Consider the following 18,293-nt stretch of genomic DNA (forward strand, 5'->3'; position numbering starts at 1 on the left):
ATGGACTTTTCAATCTTAGCTAAGCGTTTAATGCCATACTTGGCTTGTTTAAAGCGATTGTTGGTACTGGTTTGGGGTTTAAGCAGTTTAACACGAGCAAGTTTTAAGACCTTGTAAATGGTAGGTCTTGATACTTTGTACTCGAGTGCCAGTGAAGTCACTGATTGCTTGTTCTTATGGTAAGCAGTCCAAATGGCTTCCCTATGGTGGGGAAGCAGTCTTGTGTTTTTGTGTATGTTCATTTGCAGTATTTTACCTTAATACTGTAAATAACGCGACTGTTTCTAACAGTTTAGCAAATAAACAACCTATTAATTACTTGCCATGACTTCCGCCACACGAATCACCTGCGTGCTGTATCCCATTTCGTTGTCATACCACACATAAAGGGTTGCACGGTTGTCGCTTACGATGGTGGCTTTGGCGTCAAAAATCGCCACTTTTTCAGAACCCACAAAATCAGTAGATACCGCCTCGGGGCTGTCTGAGTAGTCGATTTGCTCTTGCCACTGCTCACTTTGTGATTTGGCTTTGATAAAGGCGTTTAGCTCATCGGCAGAACCAACCGCTTTGTCAAAGTTTAGGTTTAAAATCGCAAGAGAGACGTTGGGCGTTGGCACACGAATGGCGTTGCCTGTGAGTTTACCTTTGAGTTCTGGAATGGCTTTGGATACGGCAGACGCAGCTCCCGTTGAAGTCATTACCATATTAAGGGGAGCGGCACGACCACGGCGGTCGGATTTGTGGTGGTTGTCCACAAGGTTCTGGTCATTGGTAAAGGCGTGAACCGTTTCCATGTGTCCGTTTACGATGCCATAAGTGTCGTGTAGCACTTTTAGCGTGGGTGTGATGGCGTTGGTGGTGCAAGACGCTGCCGATACGATGGTGTCGCCTCCGATGGTGTCATGGTTTACGCCATAGACCACATTTTTGATGTCGCCTTTGGCAGGGGCGGTGAGTAGGACTTTTTTGACGCCTTTGCTTGCCAAGTGTTTGCCAAGCCCTGCTTCATCTTTCCATTTGCCAGTATTGTCAATCACGATGGCGTTGTCAATGCCGTGGGCGGTGTAATCAATCTCGCTGGGGTCAGAGGCGTAGATGAATTTGATAAAGCGACCGTTCACGATGATACCGCTATTGGCATTGTCAATCTCCACCGAGCCGTCAAACCAGCCATGCACACTATCACGTTCTAGTAGTGAGCCACGCTTGTCAAGGTCGCCGTCTCCTGCGGGGCGTACCACAATGGCTTTTAGTTGCAAGCCCTTATCAGAGGCAGGACGGCTCATAAGTAGACGTGCCAAGATACGCCCGATACGCCCAAAGCCGTATAGCACCACGTCCGTGGCAGGGATTTCGGTGCCATTGGCAAAGTCGCTTGCTTTTTTGCCTGCTTTAACCGCTTGACCCAAATCGGCGGTGGTATTGGTAGCGGTAATCTCTTTGGCAAGGGCAAGGGTGTCCGCCACGTCAAGTCCTGCCTTGGCGTGCTTGGCCAGAATGTCCGATACCGACAACGCCACACGCTCACCAAAAAACAGAATGTTTACGTTTTGGCTAGCAAGTTTGGCAAGGGCGACAAGCAGTTCAGTTGCTTGGGTTTCTTGGGTTTGGCGTTTGGTTAGGTGGTCTTGATAAATGCTCATATGCTGTCCTATCATGAATGAATGGAATGGATAATATAACAAAACACCCAAATTTTAAAGGAATTTGGGTGTTTTGACAAGGGTTATTTATTTTAAAAATAGGGGTATTTTTATTATTTATTATCTAACCACACCAAAATCTGCTGATTTGCTTGCGGAAACCGTTCATCACTTTGTAATAAAGTCATTTTATCAAGCCATAATAAAGCCTGATTGTCCAAGCCGAATTTTTTGTCTTTAAAATCAAGATACTGGCTATCGGTTAGGGCAATTTCATACACATATAGTCTCACCATTTTATCGCCATAATCATGGCAAATCTGCCCAAACTCACACATGCTATTGGTAGAGATATCTAATCCCAGCTCCTCGCCCACTTCACGAATTATGGTGGTTTGGGGTGTTTCATTTGATTCAATCTTACCGCCAACAAATTCCAATTTACCGCCTTGATGTTGATGAGCATGACGAATTGCCAATAAAAATTCATCGCCATATCGTAATACCGCTACCGCCACAGGGGTGATTTTTGGTGATGTTTTGCATTTGGTAGTCATATTTATACCTTTTATCAGAAAAATGGTCAATTTTACCAAATTTTGCAATTTATATTTGCAATCTTAGGAAAATTTGGTATCATATCTACAAATGATAATTTTTATTGTTTGTAAAAATTTAGTGTTTAGATAAAATTATCATTTTAAGCCAATAGTTATTATCAGCTAGACGGCTCGGAAAAATATCCGCAACCCGTCCAAACATAAGGAAACTTGTCATGACCATGACTATCGCTCGTTATTTTAGCAACCGTGAATCCACTCGCTTGCCCACCCTACATTCACAGAACCTGTTCGCTCTCACCAAGGAGGTACGGATTGAACATCAGGGCGAAGAATATCGCTTGCGTCTGACACGCAATAACCGCTTGATTTTAACCAAATAATTTATCGAAATTTCATAAACTCCAAACCAAAAAGCACGCCCCTAATCTGTGGTGTGCTTTTTGGTTTTTGTCTTAGATAGGGCGAATTGCAATTTACCCCTACAATACCACCTAAAATCAATTAACAATGCCATCACCCAACCTAAAACTTCCAACGATAAATCACATCAACCATGTTCTCAGTGGCAGATGTCGCCTGCACATAGACACGGCGAGTCAGCTGATATCGCATGGACAGCTCGGTCTCAGCATTGAACACGCCCACACCATAGCGGATATATAAGTCAGGCGTGATGTAGCCTGTAACATTAACATGCGTATCGCTTGAATTGCCCGATGCGTCCACCGTCAAGCTCTCAAAGCCTAATGCACTGCCGATTTGGTTGGTAAGCCCACGTGTGCCTGATAAGCCAAGACTTAGCCCTGCCGCTGCTAGGTTATTGGTGACCTGTGAGCGAAATCCTTGTTCAGAGATTTGACTGTCTGCCGATGGCGACAGTCGCCCTGTAATGATGGCGTTCATCGCTTGCTGTTCGGATAGCCCTGCGTTATTGAACACGCTAATGTCTGGGGCATTTGCTGTACCTTTAATACGCACGCCCACTGTTTGTCCTTCAATTTCTTTTTCAGCTTCAATGGATAGGCGTGGATTTAGCATGTCGCCATTAAAACGGACTTGGGCGTAGTTAAGCTCAAGATTTTGTCCAATGCCGTCAATCTTGGTGCGTTCAGACACCTGTATCACGCCCCGAGCTTGGGTCTTGCCCTGTCCGCTTTGGGTTAGGTGCAACGCCCCCGCCAGTGGCAGTCTGGCACCAAAACCACGAAATGTCACATCATCACCCAAATCCAATCCGATATCGGCATTAATATCCCACGGGGCAGACACTGCCAGCACCTGTGCAACATTACCCGACAGACGACGGTCAAGCACCGACACATCAGGCGACTGAACCACGACATCACCCTGTGCTTCGGGCGGGCGAATGGTCGCTGATGGTATGGCCACCACGCCTTTAATGTCCACATAGCGAGAGAAAGGCTTAACCACCACTTCAAGGTCGGGACTGACCTGTGCCACAACCATGGGAGGCGAGCTGATGGTCAAATCATCGGCAGAGAGATTTACCTTGGCTTGGAGTTCCTGTTGCCAATCCACCTGCCCTGTCAGCACGCCCTGCCCCTGCCCACCAAAAAAATCACCTGCCAATGTCGCTTGCATGCCTGACACTTGGGCTGATAGGTTGATGTTTGTCAAATCCAAAGGGACATCCATGACCGCCAAATGCCCACCTGTCAGCTCAACATTACCATAAAACAAGGGGCGAGACAGCGTACCGCCCACACCGCCTTGGAGTGTAACATTGCCCGATAGAGCTTTTAGACTTGGCAAAAATGGACGCACCACCGCCAAATCAATGTCATTAATCACCACCGCTCCCGAGATGGGCTTATCATCGGTGAATGGATTCATCAGCACATCAGCATAGCCCTCGCCTATCGTCCCTGCCACATCGGTGCGTAGTTTTAGCCCCGTGGGCGTGCTTTGGGCTATGACCGAGATACGCTCATAGGGCATTTCCACATAGCCTGTATCATCGCCATACAGTCCCAGTCGCCCATTATCCGAATATAGCACGGCATTGATTTGGGGACTGGTATTGCCTTTTTTGTGGCTGATTTTGGCTTTGCCATTTAACTTAGAATGCCAAAAAATGTCACTGGGCATGGCAGGCGAGAGTACGGACGTATCAAGGTCTTGGACGACCAAATCCGCTTTGATTTCATTGGGGGTATAGACCAGCGTGTCTTGTAGGCACAAAGACCCTGTACCGCCTGCACGGGTTTTACTGGTCTGCCAACAGTGCGGAGCGATTTGTAAGCTCTTATCTAGCCCTATCTTAAACTCGGTCGGCTGTCTTTGTGACAACAGCCCAAAGCGGGTCTCCATCCGTCCCTCACCCAGTACGCCTTGATAAGTCTTGGTTCGGCTGTTAAAACCACCCACCACTTTGGCACGTGCCTCCACCTGAGCATTTTTGGTTGTCAGTGCTAACTCGTGCTTATCCTGCGTACCTTTAAAATCAAGTCGTGCCGAATTCACCACTCGCCCCATGGCGATGATGTCTGAGACCTCAGCCAATAGCTGGCTGGGGGCGTTGCCTAGATTGACAATTTTACCCACCACACTCGCCTTTTGGACGATAACATCCGCCGTACGCACGTCATTAGCATTTAAATCCACATAAATGGTCGGTAACTCGGTGCGATTATCCACCAAAATCACACCGCCTTTTATCGCCCCCCGAGCACTCGGGATGAGCTGACTTAGGTCGGTAATATTAAGTGCTGTGGTAAGATTTTGCTCATTGCCATGTATGCTTGCGACATTATCGCCCATGCGAACTTGGACTTTATCGGCGTTTAACTTACGGATGATTTGGCGGGTTTGTTTGGTGTTTTGTTCTAACTGACGCTGAAAATCGGTAATGCTTTGTAAATCAAAACTGTCAGGACTGGTTTTTAGACTGCCAATATACCCACCCAAATCATCAGGCAAGTCAAACTCCCCCGACAGCGACCCTGTGGCAGTCACATTCTGCCCTCGCATGACACCTGTCAGAGCCAAGCCATCAATGGCGATACGCTGAATGTCCCCACCCCATCGCCCTGTCGTGGTAAAGCCCCCTGTCAGCTCGCTGTCCATGTCACGCACAAAGCGACCGATGTTCAAGGCATTCATTTTTGCCGTCAAGTCCCACGCCATCTGCCCGATGTCCACCGTCCCTGATGCTGACAGCTCGCCTGCCTCCCCTGCATGCTCCAAGCGATGTACCACAAAGCGGTCATCCTCTCCGCTGACATCCACTGCAAGCTGACCATCTGGCATGTCATCATGGGCGATTTGACCGTCAAATTTGGCAGTGAGTTTGCCCAGTTTGCCATCTTGATAACTGCCTGTGCTACTCATGTCGCCTGTGATGACAGCAAGCAAGCTCGTATTATCCACCACGGCAGACGTATCTATCTCATCAAGGCGAGCCTTGATCTCCCAACCAATGCCTTGGGCGAGTGTCAGCACCCCCGACCCTGACAGCCTGCCTTTGGGCGTGCGATAATCTAGGGTACTGATGTTCATCTTATCTAGGTCGCCATGAACCCCAAGCAAAATATCGCCCGTACCAATCTTAGGCAGTAGGCTCTGACCGAATTTACCTTTAAAGTCAGCGGTAAAATGACTAACGTCCGAACCTACCATTTGCACCAACGCCTTGCCCTCGCCTGACAGAGTCATGGTACTATCATCGGCAAGGGTCGCTGTCAAGTCCGAGCGAATGATGTTAATCTCATGCGACTGTCTTGTATGATTTGGCTCTTTTGGCGAGCTTGCTCGATTTGTCCTTACTTTGGTATTTTGCTTATCTTCACGCATTCGCCCTGTGGCTAGAATAGTGCCTTTGATGAGTGAAAACGGGGTCTTATCAGGGGTGTCAAAATACGCATTGGGCATAAAGCCATCGGTCGCCAAATCAAACTGCCAAGCCAACGGCGTGCTGGTCGTGGCAAGGTCAATCCGCCCCGTCCCCGTCAAGTCCCCAAGCTCGCCTTGATAATGAAAATCGGTTAGATGAATCCGCTCGCCCTTTTCGATATTGGCACGAATGTCATAATCCCCCACAGGGGCAACCGATAACGCCCTGATGTTCGCCTTGCCCTCGATGTAGGTTCGCCCCTCTTCTAGGCGAATACTTGCCGTACCGTGTGGACTATTGATGTTATCGATGTTTGGCACGCCTGCCCGCACCAAGTTTTGCCAATCGGCATGAATCCGCCACGGAGCGTTAGGGCTGTCTTGGCTTTGGGCAAGCGTTGCCTGTACTCGCTCGCCATCTTTTTGGGCTAGGTCAAATGCCAAGCGAGTCTCATTGGTCGCCTTATCCAGATAAAAATATTGAAAACCCAAAGCCCCATCTAGCACCGTCGGCAGATACGCCTGATAATCGGTGTATTCAACAGGCATGAACTCACGCACTCGCACGCCATCGCCACGCACCGTCACATCCATCATGAACTCATCTGACCACGCCATGTTGCCATCGGCATGGAGCTGTCCGCTTGGGGTGTCTGCCGTTAATGCCTCGATGTCCATACCGCCATCACGCACCACGCCCCGACCATAATACCGACCGGCTGGTATGTCTCTGCCTGTCAAGTCGGCATTCATGCGTAACTCAATGCGTTCAACCACGCCATCAGCGGTAATTATCCCGTCTTTTATCGTGATGTTCTGCTCTTCGGCATAGGGCAGGACGGCATGATTGACGTACAGTTTGGCACTAAATGGCGAGCCATCATCTAGTCCTTGGGCGACGAACTCGCCATGAATGTCGTGTTTGTTATATTTACTGGTAACCTTGCCGTGCGTGCGTTTGAGCGTGCCTTTGGCGGTGGCGTGTAGTATGTCAAAATACGCTTTATCCAAAGCGGACACCTTAACATCCGCCGTGGCAGAGAGCGGATAGTCGCCTGTCAGACGAATCTCGCCATTGACATTACTCACGCTCACGTCATGGTTAAAATCAAGGCTCCCGCCTTTGATATGCACATCCGTCCCTGCCCATTTGCCATCTACCAAGGCGATGTCATACAGATAAATGGCGTCTTTATAACCGCCTGTGCTGTCTTTTTGGGTGTAGCTGACCGTGCTTGCGGTCGTGTTTTGTAGGCGTAGGCTAACGGGCAAATCAATGGTCGCATAATCAAACGGCTCGCCTGTGGGCGGTTTGTGATTGATGATGTCAAGCTTATCAATGCTTGCTTCTGCCAAATGCACTTGACGGGCAAAGACCGCTCGCCAGCCCAATTTGACATAGGCTTGATTGACCTTTATCTCCATGTCTTCGCCTTGGGCGATGATGACATCATTCACCCACACGCCCCCGCGCAAACTGCCTTTGGCGTAGGACAGCTTAGTGCCGGTCTCGGTTGCGATTTTTTCTAAAAAAAATTTGGTGCCAGTCTCGGTACTAATGGCATAAAACAGCAATGCAAAAATCAGCACGAGTACAATAATAATGGCGACAAACAGCCGAATGAGATACACCTGCCATTTGGGTTTTGGCGGTGTGTTTGATGGGTCTGTGCCTGACTGATGGGACAAATCCGTCCCTGCCTTATCATCAGGCGTGGCATTTTGGGGGTCGGTGGGTTTGTGGTCAGTCATGGCAAACAGTGGTCGTTAGGCGATAAAAATTATCATAAAAAATGGTGCATTAAACCATAATTTGAGCAATTTTTCAATGTAAAATCAATCATCATGACAAATAAGAATATATGCCAAATTTGAACATAAGATAAAAAATTACTCACTTAAAAATCAATGCTTTACAGCTTTATATAGGGCAAATTGCAATTTTCCCTTACAAATCCATCCAAAAAAATCATCCACTCACAATGCCCACGAATATTTAAAATAAAAATTTGAACGGGCTTATCATTTAAATTTTTGGTAGTGGTATAAAAAGTATGCCAAACTAGGCTTTCCGTTAACCCTGAGCTATGCCTGCGGGCTGGAAAACCGTCATGGTTCGACAGGCTCACCACGAACGGTTTTCTTAATAGCATACTTTTTGAGCTAGAACCAAATTTTTAAAAAGGCGCCCCGATAAAAAAGTGCAATTTCACCGATTTGTCTTTTTCGCCCACGCCTGTTGCTACGTCCAGTCGCACTTGCCCCACAGGGGACGCATAACGCACGCCCACGCCTGCCCCGACTTTGGTGTCATTTTTAAAGTCCTTATCATAAGCATTACCCACATCGGCAAATACGCCCAGTCGCAAGCCTTCTAAGATTTCGTAGTTATACTCGCCACTTGCCACGGCTAGGGCTTGACCGCCCGTCAGATAGCCTTTATCGGACAAAGGCGACAGGCTTTCATGGTTATAGCCACGAATGCTTTGGTCGCCCCCTGCAAAAAAGCGGAGTTTGTACGGCACGGCATTAAAATCATCCGCCCACAGATAGCCTAGGTTGAGACTGCCGATGAGTTGGTGCTGACGGTCTTTGCCGTAGCTGTTATCACCAAAGCTATACACACCGCTAAGCCCTGCTCGCAGTATCGCCATGTCGGTATCGGCGAGCAGTCCTTCTTTGCCCAGCTCTAACGAATAGTACTGACGATAGCCCCGCATGGGATTTGCCAGATTGTCCACCACCATCTTATTCATGGCATAGCCCAGTAACAGAGCTTTTTGGGTAGGCTTGCCACCTTCAAACTGCACCGGCAAATCCTGCCACGTCTCTTTTGGGGCATGAGTTTCAAGCTCATCTAGGCGATATCGTAGCGAATAGGTGCGATTCCAGCCATTTTCCTTGATGATATTACGGCTTAGCCCCGCCTCCAAAGTCTTACTTGATAAGTCAAAATGTCCCACACCTTGGTCGATTTTCTCTTCATCATAACCCAGTGACGCTTTGACTTTATCGTTTAAAGGATGGCTCATGGGACGGGTGATGTACATCTCCACGCCCTTTTTGTTTTGTGAGACTCGCACATCCGCCCCTGCTTGCATGCCATCTCGGTTTAAGAGATTATGCTCAATCTTGGTAATGAGTCTTGCCCCATTATCTGACCCCCAACCCACACCGATTTGGGCATCTCGGGGTTTGTCCGACATCACAAAGATATATAGTGGCACTTTTTTGTCTTCATAGACATCCTGCCCACCTTTTCGCCCTGCCAATACAGGCGACTCTACGCCTTCGGGCAACTCTGGTAGGAAATCGCTAGATTCATCAGGCAGTATCATCTTAGCCACGCTACTGACTGCATCCGAGATACGCCCCAAAATACTGCGTGACTGCTTACTGCTGTCGGTGACAAGCAGGCGGTCATCAGGAGCGTTATAGAGTTGCTCGGCTTTTTGTTTGACCAACGCCAGTTTGTCGCTGATAATCTCGCTCGTGGTGAAGTCAATCGGGTCAATGGTCGCCGTCACGCCATCACCCAAATCCACCGTCTGACTGCCATCTTCCGTCTCGGCTCGGGCAGTGGTATTTTCAAAATTAATCCCCACCTCTGGGGTCTGACTGGGCAGGACAATCTCGGTATTGACCGCATTAAAATAACCCGTGGCAAGTAAGTTATTGCTTAGGTTGCGTGTGGCGGTGCGATTATAGGCATCGCCCATCTCAAAGGTGACCAGCTTGCGTAGCACTTCGGGCTTGACAGGCAGTTTGTCAGGGTCGGTCGTCAGCTGACCTGTATCCTTATCCACGGTAAAGAACACCACATCATCAAAGCGGTATTGCTCGCCTGTGTCATAGACTAAGTTCACGTCCGCCACATTATCAGGCAGTATCACATCCGCTGAATTGCTAAGCCATCTGCCATCAAAATAACCATGCTCGCCACTGACTTCATCAATGACCGCCTTATTGGCTTCATAGTTGCCATGATGAAAGACATCGCCCTGTTTAAGCGGAGCGTTGTCTTGGGCTTGGACATAGGCAGGGTCATCCGCCCCCAAACCACGCACGTCTAGCACCGCATTATCCACGACGACAGGCTCGCCCAAATCATGCATGACCAGATTTATCTCGCCTGCCCCTGCCCGCTCTATGCTAAAATTCAAATCATAATAGCCCACCGCTTGACCTGCGGTAATGACCGTCTGTCTAAGGCGTGCCACGGACGCCCCAAAGTCCGCCACACTCTCAGCACTAATCTCTTCTAAGGCGGTCACGATGTTGGCAAATGGCTCGGATTTTAGGGTTTTACGGGCGACTTTGTCGGCATTGTCGGTCGCTTTGGCGTTGTTCATGCGTTTTGCCATCATCTTGGCTCGCAGGGCTTCAAAGTCATCCAAGCTCTCCACCGCCGTATCCCAGCCCACACGCTCACCCCTGTGATAGACATTGACTTTTAGGCGAGTGACCGCTTCTACGCCGTCATTGAACAGGCGACTGTATAGGCGTTTGACCAGATTCGGTGGTTTAATCTCATCGACGATGGCATCAGGACGTGAGGGCGGTGTGTTCGCTTCATATTCGTACTCAGGCAAATAAGCGGTCGGGTCAAGCTCGCCCTCCGTCTCATCCTGCCCTGCGGTCACACCCTCATAAGTGGGCAGTTTGGTAATGGTACTCTCATCCAGCCCGATGGGTGTTTTATCCGTACCCAGCGTGGCAATGTCGCCATCTTCAATCTTAGCAAAACCATCTTCATGGCGGGTGTCGGCATGACTGACATCTGCTGTCTCATAAAAGCAGTTGTCCGTACTGGCATCTTGTAATTTTTTCTCAATCTCTGCCGTGGTCAGCATTTGACTGGTGGACATGTCCCCAAAAAACACATCATCAGGCAGACCGCCTGCCAACATCTCTGTACCGCTCGGCTTGCTATCATCCATCACGCCATTATCTGTCTTGCTTGGCTCGCTGTTATTGGTCTCGCCTGCCATCGCAGACATTGACATATCAGGATTGACCGTGGTCGGTGGTGCTGACAGTTGGCTTGCTGTCGCAGGCAATACCCCAACCCCCATCAGGGCATGCAAGCACAAGAGCAGGCGTGTTTTTTTGTGTACAGATACAACTTTTTTCATGATAAATTTTAAAAATTTTAAAAATATCTGCTATTATAAGCAACTAAATTATCATTATCAACACACAAAACATCATGGCATCCCAATTCTCCCTATTTAAAACCCGTCGTTTTAGCTCGATGTTTGCCACTCAGTTTTTAGGGGCATTTAATGACAACGTGTTCAAGCAGGCACTTATCTTAGTGCTTACCTACACCGCCGCCGCCAAAATGGGGGTTGCGGTCAGCTTGCTTAACAACCTTGCCGCCTTGCTATTTATCTTGCCTTACTTTTTGTTTTCGGCATTGGCAGGGCAAATCGCCGATAAATACGAAAAATCACAACTCACCCAAAAACTTAAATTATTAGAAATCATCATCATGACTTTGGCGGCGGTCGGATTTGTCTTTGAGTTATATCCCTTGCTGTTTGTGGCGTTATTTTTAATGGGTACGCACTCTACCTTTTTTGGCCCTGTCAAATATGCCTACCTGCCCGAAGTCATGCACAAAGATGAGCTGGTCGGGGCAAATGGGCTGTTCCAAACTGGCACCAGTCTTGCCATCTTGACAGGCATGATATTGGCGGGGGTCTTAACTCAGCTAAACAACTCGCTGGTATGGATATCGGGCATAACCCTACTCATCGCCATCTTGGGCTTTATCGCATCTCGCTTTATCCCTGTCGTCCCACCCCACGAGCCGAATTTAAACGTAGATTATAATATTTTTCGCACCAGTTTTAATATCATCAAATATTTGTATGGTTTGCCGTTATTGTTTTTTATCATTTTGGGCAATAGCTGGTTTTGGTTTTATGGGGCGACTTTTTTAACCCAAACCCCTGAATTTAGCAAAGTGATTTTGCATGGTAATGAATCGGTGGTGATTTTGTTATTAACTTTATTTTCTGTTGGCACTGCCATCGGCTCATTATTATGCAAAACACTCACCAAAAACCAAATCAGCCTAAAACTTTTGCCCATCGGCATCATCGGGCTTAGCGTATTTGCCGTGGATTTATATCTGTCGCTAAGTGGCATTCGTATTAATGCCCCTGCCCATGGCACTTATACCATCAGTGAGCTGTTAAATATGAATGGCACGATTCGGGTATTTGCCGATTTGTTTTTATTGGGATTGTCGGGCGGTATTTATATCGTGCCGTTATATGCTTTTATGCAGGCTTATGCTCCCATCAGCCATCGCTCACGCATTGTTGGGGCGAATAATATCTTTAATGCGATATTTATGGTTGGCTCTGCCATTTTCTCTATTATCATTTTAACGGTATTAACATTATCCATTCCCCAATTATTTTTAATCACGGGTGTGATTAATGCTGTTTTTGGAATATTTTTATATATCAAATTAACCCGTTATAAAGACAGTATGGCAATGGCAGAAGATGACGGATTATGGCGTTCTCAATACGAATAAAATTTGAAAAATTTTTACAAAAAATAGTTTCATTCATTTTCCGAAAAATTGTGGCGAAAATCAAGTCGCAAAAGGCGTGAACAAAAATGGAGAAATCATCTGCGGTGCAAGACTTTCTAACATTCTGGTGAATGTCCGTGTAACTGATGGAACAGGAATTATTGAAAATACAAAAACCAAAGAAAAGAAAAATCTTCAAAAAAATGACACCTTCAAACTCTGCTAGATGACGATAAGCTGGCGGACAAACTCAGTCCTGTGTATGAGCTTGCGTCTAAGAAAAAGCGGATTATCACGTTTAAAGATGTAGGGTGATGCCAATGTTGAAAGTGTAGAGTAAAAAGTTTCCTAACAACCCCCATCACACGCCCCCACTCATCATCACCGCCATCTCGATAGCACGCCTTAGACTACTGCTACTTGCCTGCCCCGTCCCTGCTAAGTCTAATGCCGTGCCGTGGTCAACGGACGTTCGCACATAGGGCAAGCCTAGCGTGATATTGACCGTATCACCAAAGCCGTGCGATTTTAGGGGGGCAAGCCCTTGGTCGTGATACATGGCAATCACCGCATCTGCCACCGCCAGATGTCGCTCGGTAAACAAGGTATCGGCAGGCATGGCAAGACTGATGTCCATGCCGTTTTTGCGAAAATCATGCAAAACAGGGTTGATAACCATCAGCTCTTCATCGCCCAGATGTCCGTCTTCGCCTGCGTGGGGATTTAGTCCGCATACTAGGATTTTGGGGCAGGTTATGCCAAATTTATGCACCATCACATCATGGGTGATTTGCACCGTTTGGCGAATCTCTTGGGGTGTGATGGCACTGGGTACGTCTTTTAGAGGGATATGCGTGGTAACTAGGGCAACTTTCATCTTGGCATTGGCAAGCATCATCACAACCTTGTCCACGCCTGCTTTGTGCATAAAATACTCGGTATGACCGCTAAATTTATCGCCATTGTCTAGGCACACCCCACCGTCTATCATCACTGATTTTTGTAGGGGGGCGGTGATGATGGCACGGATTTGGCGGGTGGTGGCAAGTGTGTGGGCGATGTCAAGCTGAGCCTTGACCATACGGGCGTTATCGGCATTTAGCACACCTGCGACCACAGGGGCAAAACAAGGCACATGGAGCAAGTAGATAGGGCGTGGGTCAGATGGGTCAATCCCACCGATGTCATCCATCACTGTCATGTCCGCCAGTATGTCCGTCTGTGTCTTGCCTTGCTTTTGTAACTGTGCCACTCGCTCAGCAAAGGCGTGTTTGTCCGCACAGATGATAAGGGGCGTGGGTAAGGCGTGGGCGTGATGGGCGAGCGTATCAATGACGATGTCCATGCCAATGCCAGCAGGTTCGCCTGTGGTGATAAGTAGGGGTTTGGGGGGTGTGGTCTGCATATTGATGTCATCTGTGGATAAATGAGTCGTCTATTTTACCGATTAATTAACATTTTAAAAAGCACATTTTTGGGCTTTGTGGTAAAATTTACCGCCTACTTTTTAAAAAAATAAACATCATCGCCATGACCAAAGCTAGCACCCTAAAAGATACCAACACCACCAATGATGACCTACTAACCCTACAACCGCCACATAACATGGACATCGAGCGGGCATTACTGGCGTCACTCATGAGTATTGATGATTCCTTTGAGAAAATCGATGGTATTGTCAAGGCAGAAGATTTTTATGGCGAGCGTCATCGGCAGATTTTTAACGCCATCAATCATTTATCACGGGTCAATCAGCCTTATGATACACTGATGGTGCATGACTTTTTAAGTCAGCAAAACCTACTTGCCATGGCAGGTGGGGAAGAGTATCTCATGCAAATCAACCAAAGTCCTGCCACGCTCTTTAACCTAATCCCCTATGCCGAGCGGGTGCGTGAGTTCTCGGTCTATCGTCAGCTCATCAAATCCGCCAATACCATGCTCAATCTGGCGTATCACCCCAAAAAACAGACCGTGAGCGAGATTTTGGACGTGGTCGAAGCGGATATTTTTCGTATCAATGAAGACTACTCTCGTGGCACGGGCAAACAGGGGGTTCGGCGAGTTGAAGACATCTTGCAAAGCGTGACCGATCAGCTCGTTGAGATTAAAAGCCGTCAAGGCGGACTCATCGGACTGCGTACGCCCTTTGAAGAGCTAAATAACAAAACCCAAGGTTTGCAACGGGGCGATCTCATTATTTTGGCGGCACGTCCGTCCATGGGGAAGACCACCTTTGCCATGAATCTCGCCCAAGAAGTACTGGTGCAAGAGCTACCCGTGGTCATGTTCTCCATGGAGATGCCTGCCGAATCCATTCTCATGCGGATGATGTCGGGGTTTAGTAGCATTAACCAAAGCAACCTACGCTCAGCACAGATGAGCGAAGATGAGTGGGTGCGTCTGTCGCAGGCGATGACCTTTTTTCAAAACACTCATCTGTACATTGACGACCGTAACAACCTACCCCCATCCGAAGTCCGCTCTACCTGCCGACGTATCGCCAAAAATCACCCCGAAGGCTTGGGCATGATTGTCGTGGATTATTTACAGCTTATGAAAGTACCGGGCATGGAGAACAACCGCGTCCAAGAGATTGGCGAGATTAGCCGAAGCCTAAAAGCCCTAGCCCGTGAGATGAACTGCCCTGTCATCGCCCTATCTCAGCTTAACCGTAGCCTAGAACAACGCACCGACAAACGCCCGATGATGGCGGATTTGCGTGAGTCAGGGGCGATTGAGCAGGACGCTGACTTGATTATGTTCATCTATCGTGATGAAGTGTATTATAAGGACAAGGCGGACAACAAAGGCTTTGCCGAGATTATCATTGGCAAACAGCGTAACGGCCCTATCGGCAAACTACCCCTTAAGTTTGTGGGCGAGTACACCCGCTTTGATAATCTGATTGTTGGCGACAGACCCGATGATTATGAAGAAGAATGACAAATAAACAGGACAATCCATGCGACACACTCACATCACCATAAGCCAAACCGCCCTAGCCCATAATCTAGACATCATCAAACGCCACACCCCCCATGCGTCCATCATGGCAATGGTCAAGGCAAATGCTTACGGTCATGGGGTCGCCCACTGTCTGCCTGCTCTTATGCAAGCGGACGCTTTTGGTGTGGCAAGTTTTGATGAAGCCTTGGCAGTGCATGAGATTTGCGGGCAGTTATCCAAACGCATTATTCTCATCGAAGGCGTGTTTAGCCAAGATGAATGGCTTGTCGCCCAAACCCACGGCTTTGAATGCGTGGTGCATTGTCAAGCCCAACTGGACTGGGCGTTATCGCACGTTCCGCCTATGGATAGCCCCACACGCACCATTTGGCTCAAATACAACACGGGCATGAACCGCTTAGGTCTTGGGCGTGATGATGTGCTCACTTGTGCCAAACTTTTACATGATAAGGGTTATCGGCTGATTCTTGCCAGTCATCTTGCCTGTGCTGATGACAAAGACCACCCTGCCAATGCCTTACAAATCAAGCAGTTTGATGACGTGCTAACCACCCTAAAATCCTTGTACGGCGATGTACAAGGCTCGCTCTGTAACTCGGCAGGTATCATCAACTTTCCCCACGCTCATCATGACTGGGTGCGTGCAGGCATTGCCTTATATGGAGCAAGTCCTGTAGCGGACAGCTCTGCCGATGACTTAGGTCTGTCCCCTGTGATGAATTTCACCGCCCAAATCTTTGCCACGCACGAGCTACCTATAGGCGAGCAGGTCGGCTATGGCGGACTGTGGAGAACGGACAAACCTACTCGTATTGGCGTGCTAAGTGTCGGCTATGGCGACGGCTACCCCCGTGTGGTTACTGATGCCAAGGTGTCTATCGTCAAAGACACTCAAACTTATCTTGCCCCCATTGTCGGACGTGTCGCCATGGACATGATGATGATAGACATCACAGGCTTGCCTGTGGGTGTGGGCGATACGGTTATGCTATGGGGCGACGATTTACCTGCCGATAACGTGGCACATTGGGCGAATACCATTAGTTATGAGCTGTTTTGTAAAACCACCAACCGCCCACATCGGGGTGTTGTGGCATAAGTTTAATTACCAATAAAATCGGTTAAGGCATTGCATTTTTATAAAAAGATTTGTTATACTCATGCCTTTATTTTTTCCATGATTAAAACAAGGAGTTGGCATGAGCGTTCGCCATTTTTTAACCTTACTTGACCTATCCAAAGACGAACTTCGTACGGTCATCAGTCGTGCCAGTGAACTTCGCCAAATGCAACACAAAGGCGAGATTTATCGTCCCTTTGTCGGTCGCACGCTTGCCATGATTTTTGAAAAATCCAGCACTCGCACCCGTGTGTCCTTTGAGACAGGCATGGGGCAGTTTGGCGGTCAGGCTTTGTTTTTGTCGCCCAACGACACCCAGCTTGGGCGTGGCGAACCGATAGAAGATTCGGCTCGTGTGATTAGCTCGATGACCGACATCGTGATGATTCGTACATTCGCCCATGAGCGTGTAGAGACCTTTGCCAAACATTCGTCCGTGCCTGTCATTAACGCCTTGACCGATGATTATCACCCTTGCCAACTGCTTGCCGACATGCAGACCTTTTTTGAACACAAAGGTGACATTCAGGGCAAAACGGTAACGTGGGTCGGCGACGGCAACAATATGTGCAACTCATACATCCTAGCGTCCGAGCAGTTTGATTTTCATCTAAATATCGCCACGCCAAAGGGCTATGAGCCAAACAGTGAACTGGTCGCCCGATACGCCCATCGCCTAACCTTGACAAACAGCGTTGCCGATGCGGTTAAAGATTCGCACCTTGTCGTTACAGACGTATGGGCAAGCATGGGACAAGAAGCTGAGCAGAAAAAACGTGAAGCCGACTTTGTAGGCTTTCAAATCACACCTAAGCTACTAGATACCGCCGATAAAGACGTGCTATTTATGCACTGCCTGCCTGCTCATCGTGGCGAAGAGATAAGCTATGACCTACTAGATGACCCCCGTTCGGTCGTGTGGGACGAAGCCGAGAATCGTTTGCACGCCCAAAAGGCACTCATGGAGTTTTTGTTAAAAGATAAGATTAAATTAGCTTAATGCTAGGGCGTGCCTGCCTTTTGTATTTGCAATGAAAAATGAGAAAAATCGCACGTTTTTCAAGGAAAAAGTGAAGTTTGATAGCCACTCTATCAAACGAGCTTTTGACACAGAAAAACAAGATTTAGCCATTTTTCATTGCAAAAACGATTAGTTTTTTCTAAATATTTCTATATTGTAAATAGTGTTATAAAGGGCAGGCACGCCCTAATTGTATGCCATCAAGGGGTGTGTCTGGCACACCCCTACATCCACATGCCGTTGAAGTTGTTGTAATTTTAAAGTTTTATGGGCATAATCTGTAAGAAACTCACCCGTTATTTACACTTTGTTTAAAATAAAACTCCAACCACTCATAAGGAGTAAAAGTTAAAGTTTTTCCTGTAATCTCATCTTTCTTGGTTAAAGATGAATGTGGTCTAACAGTGTTGTAGAAATTAAGAAATCTGGTTAATTCTTGCTTTCTGTGTTCACTGCTGACAAACTCATATTGATTATGCCAAAGCTCCATCAATGTTCGTATGACCCGTTCAGCTTTGCCGTTGGTTTGTGGTCTGCCTACTTTGGTAAATTTTTGGTTGATGTGGTT

At 47.7% G+C, this 18,293-nt stretch carries 13 protein-coding genes; 6 read left to right on the forward strand and 7 right to left on the reverse strand.

Annotation, left to right across the window (positions count from 1 at the left end):
• From K941_RS0109990 to K941_RS15495, 3 genes are all read right to left on the reverse strand, one after another.
• Nucleotides 1-242, reverse strand: a 242-nt coding sequence (locus K941_RS0109990; protein WP_029103508.1) for a helix-turn-helix domain-containing protein, incomplete at its 3' end; no start/stop codon positions are given.
• Nucleotides 243-311: 69 nt separating this feature from the next.
• Nucleotides 312-1,646: a glyceraldehyde-3-phosphate dehydrogenase gene (locus K941_RS0109995; protein WP_029103509.1), complete on the reverse strand. Its 1,335-nt coding sequence runs from the start codon at nucleotides 1,644-1,646 to the stop codon at nucleotides 312-314.
• A 113-nt stretch (nucleotides 1,647-1,759) separates the two neighbouring features.
• A complete protein-coding gene (locus K941_RS15495) occupies nucleotides 1,760-2,203 on the reverse strand; it encodes an NUDIX domain-containing protein (RefSeq protein WP_051226012.1) in 444 nt (147 codons plus the stop codon).
• 224 nt (nucleotides 2,204-2,427) lie between these two features.
• On the opposite strand from K941_RS15495, the gene hemP reads away from it, so the two are divergent.
• Nucleotides 2,428-2,589 carry a hemin uptake protein HemP gene (gene hemP / locus K941_RS16865; RefSeq protein WP_227514671.1) on the forward strand — a complete coding sequence of 54 codons (162 nt, stop codon included), beginning with the start codon at nucleotides 2,428-2,430 and terminating at the stop codon, nucleotides 2,587-2,589.
• 142 nt (nucleotides 2,590-2,731) lie between these two features.
• Here the strand turns inward: hemP and K941_RS0110010 are convergent, their stop codons facing one another.
• A complete protein-coding gene (locus K941_RS0110010; protein ID WP_029103510.1) occupies nucleotides 2,732-7,813 on the reverse strand; it encodes a translocation/assembly module TamB domain-containing protein in 5,082 nt (1,693 codons plus the stop codon).
• A 425-nt stretch (nucleotides 7,814-8,238) separates the two neighbouring features.
• A complete protein-coding gene (locus K941_RS15500; protein ID WP_051226013.1) occupies nucleotides 8,239-11,196 on the reverse strand; it encodes an autotransporter assembly complex protein TamA in 2,958 nt (985 codons plus the stop codon).
• A gap of 74 nt (nucleotides 11,197-11,270) precedes the next feature.
• On the opposite strand from K941_RS15500, the gene K941_RS0110020 reads away from it, so the two are divergent.
• Both K941_RS0110020 and K941_RS17170 read left to right on the forward strand, forming a co-directional pair.
• On the forward strand, nucleotides 11,271-12,614 hold the full coding sequence (locus K941_RS0110020; RefSeq protein WP_029103511.1) for an MFS transporter: 1,344 nt from the start codon (nucleotides 11,271-11,273) through the stop codon (nucleotides 12,612-12,614).
• Nucleotides 12,615-12,690: 76 nt separating this feature from the next.
• Nucleotides 12,691-12,840 (forward strand): hypothetical protein, encoded by a 150-nt coding sequence (locus K941_RS17170; RefSeq protein ID WP_156892324.1) that lies wholly within the window; start codon nucleotides 12,691-12,693, stop codon nucleotides 12,838-12,840.
• Nucleotides 12,841-12,975: 135 nt separating this feature from the next.
• Here the strand turns inward: K941_RS17170 and pdxA are convergent, their stop codons facing one another.
• Nucleotides 12,976-14,019: a 4-hydroxythreonine-4-phosphate dehydrogenase PdxA gene (gene pdxA / locus K941_RS0110025; protein ID WP_036388112.1), complete on the reverse strand. Its 1,044-nt coding sequence runs from the start codon at nucleotides 14,017-14,019 to the stop codon at nucleotides 12,976-12,978.
• 125 nt (nucleotides 14,020-14,144) lie between these two features.
• Here pdxA and dnaB point away from each other — a divergent pair, with 125 nt between their 5' ends.
• The 3 genes from dnaB to argF all read left to right on the forward strand — a co-directional run bounded on the left by dnaB (nucleotide 14,145) and on the right by argF (nucleotide 17,704).
• Entirely contained in the window at nucleotides 14,145-15,560 is a 1,416-nt protein-coding gene (gene dnaB, locus K941_RS0110030; protein WP_029103513.1) for a replicative DNA helicase, read from the forward strand.
• Nucleotides 15,561-15,579: 19 nt separating this feature from the next.
• The gene (alr, locus tag K941_RS0110035) at nucleotides 15,580-16,683 is read left to right on the forward strand and encodes an alanine racemase (protein WP_029103514.1); all 1,104 of its coding nucleotides are present in this window, start codon (nucleotides 15,580-15,582) and stop codon (nucleotides 16,681-16,683) included.
• A gap of 100 nt (nucleotides 16,684-16,783) precedes the next feature.
• Entirely contained in the window at nucleotides 16,784-17,704 is a 921-nt protein-coding gene (gene argF / locus K941_RS0110040) for an ornithine carbamoyltransferase (RefSeq protein ID WP_029103515.1), read from the forward strand.
• Between the two features lie 310 nt (nucleotides 17,705-18,014).
• On the opposite strand, the gene K941_RS17175 is transcribed toward argF, so the two are convergent.
• The coding region (locus K941_RS17175; RefSeq protein ID WP_208854352.1) for an integrase core domain-containing protein at nucleotides 18,015-18,293 on the reverse strand (279 nt) is incomplete at its 5' end.

The sequence above is a fragment of the Moraxella caprae DSM 19149 genome, from assembly GCF_000426885.1.
GTDB lineage: Bacteria > Pseudomonadota > Gammaproteobacteria > Pseudomonadales > Moraxellaceae > Moraxella > Moraxella caprae.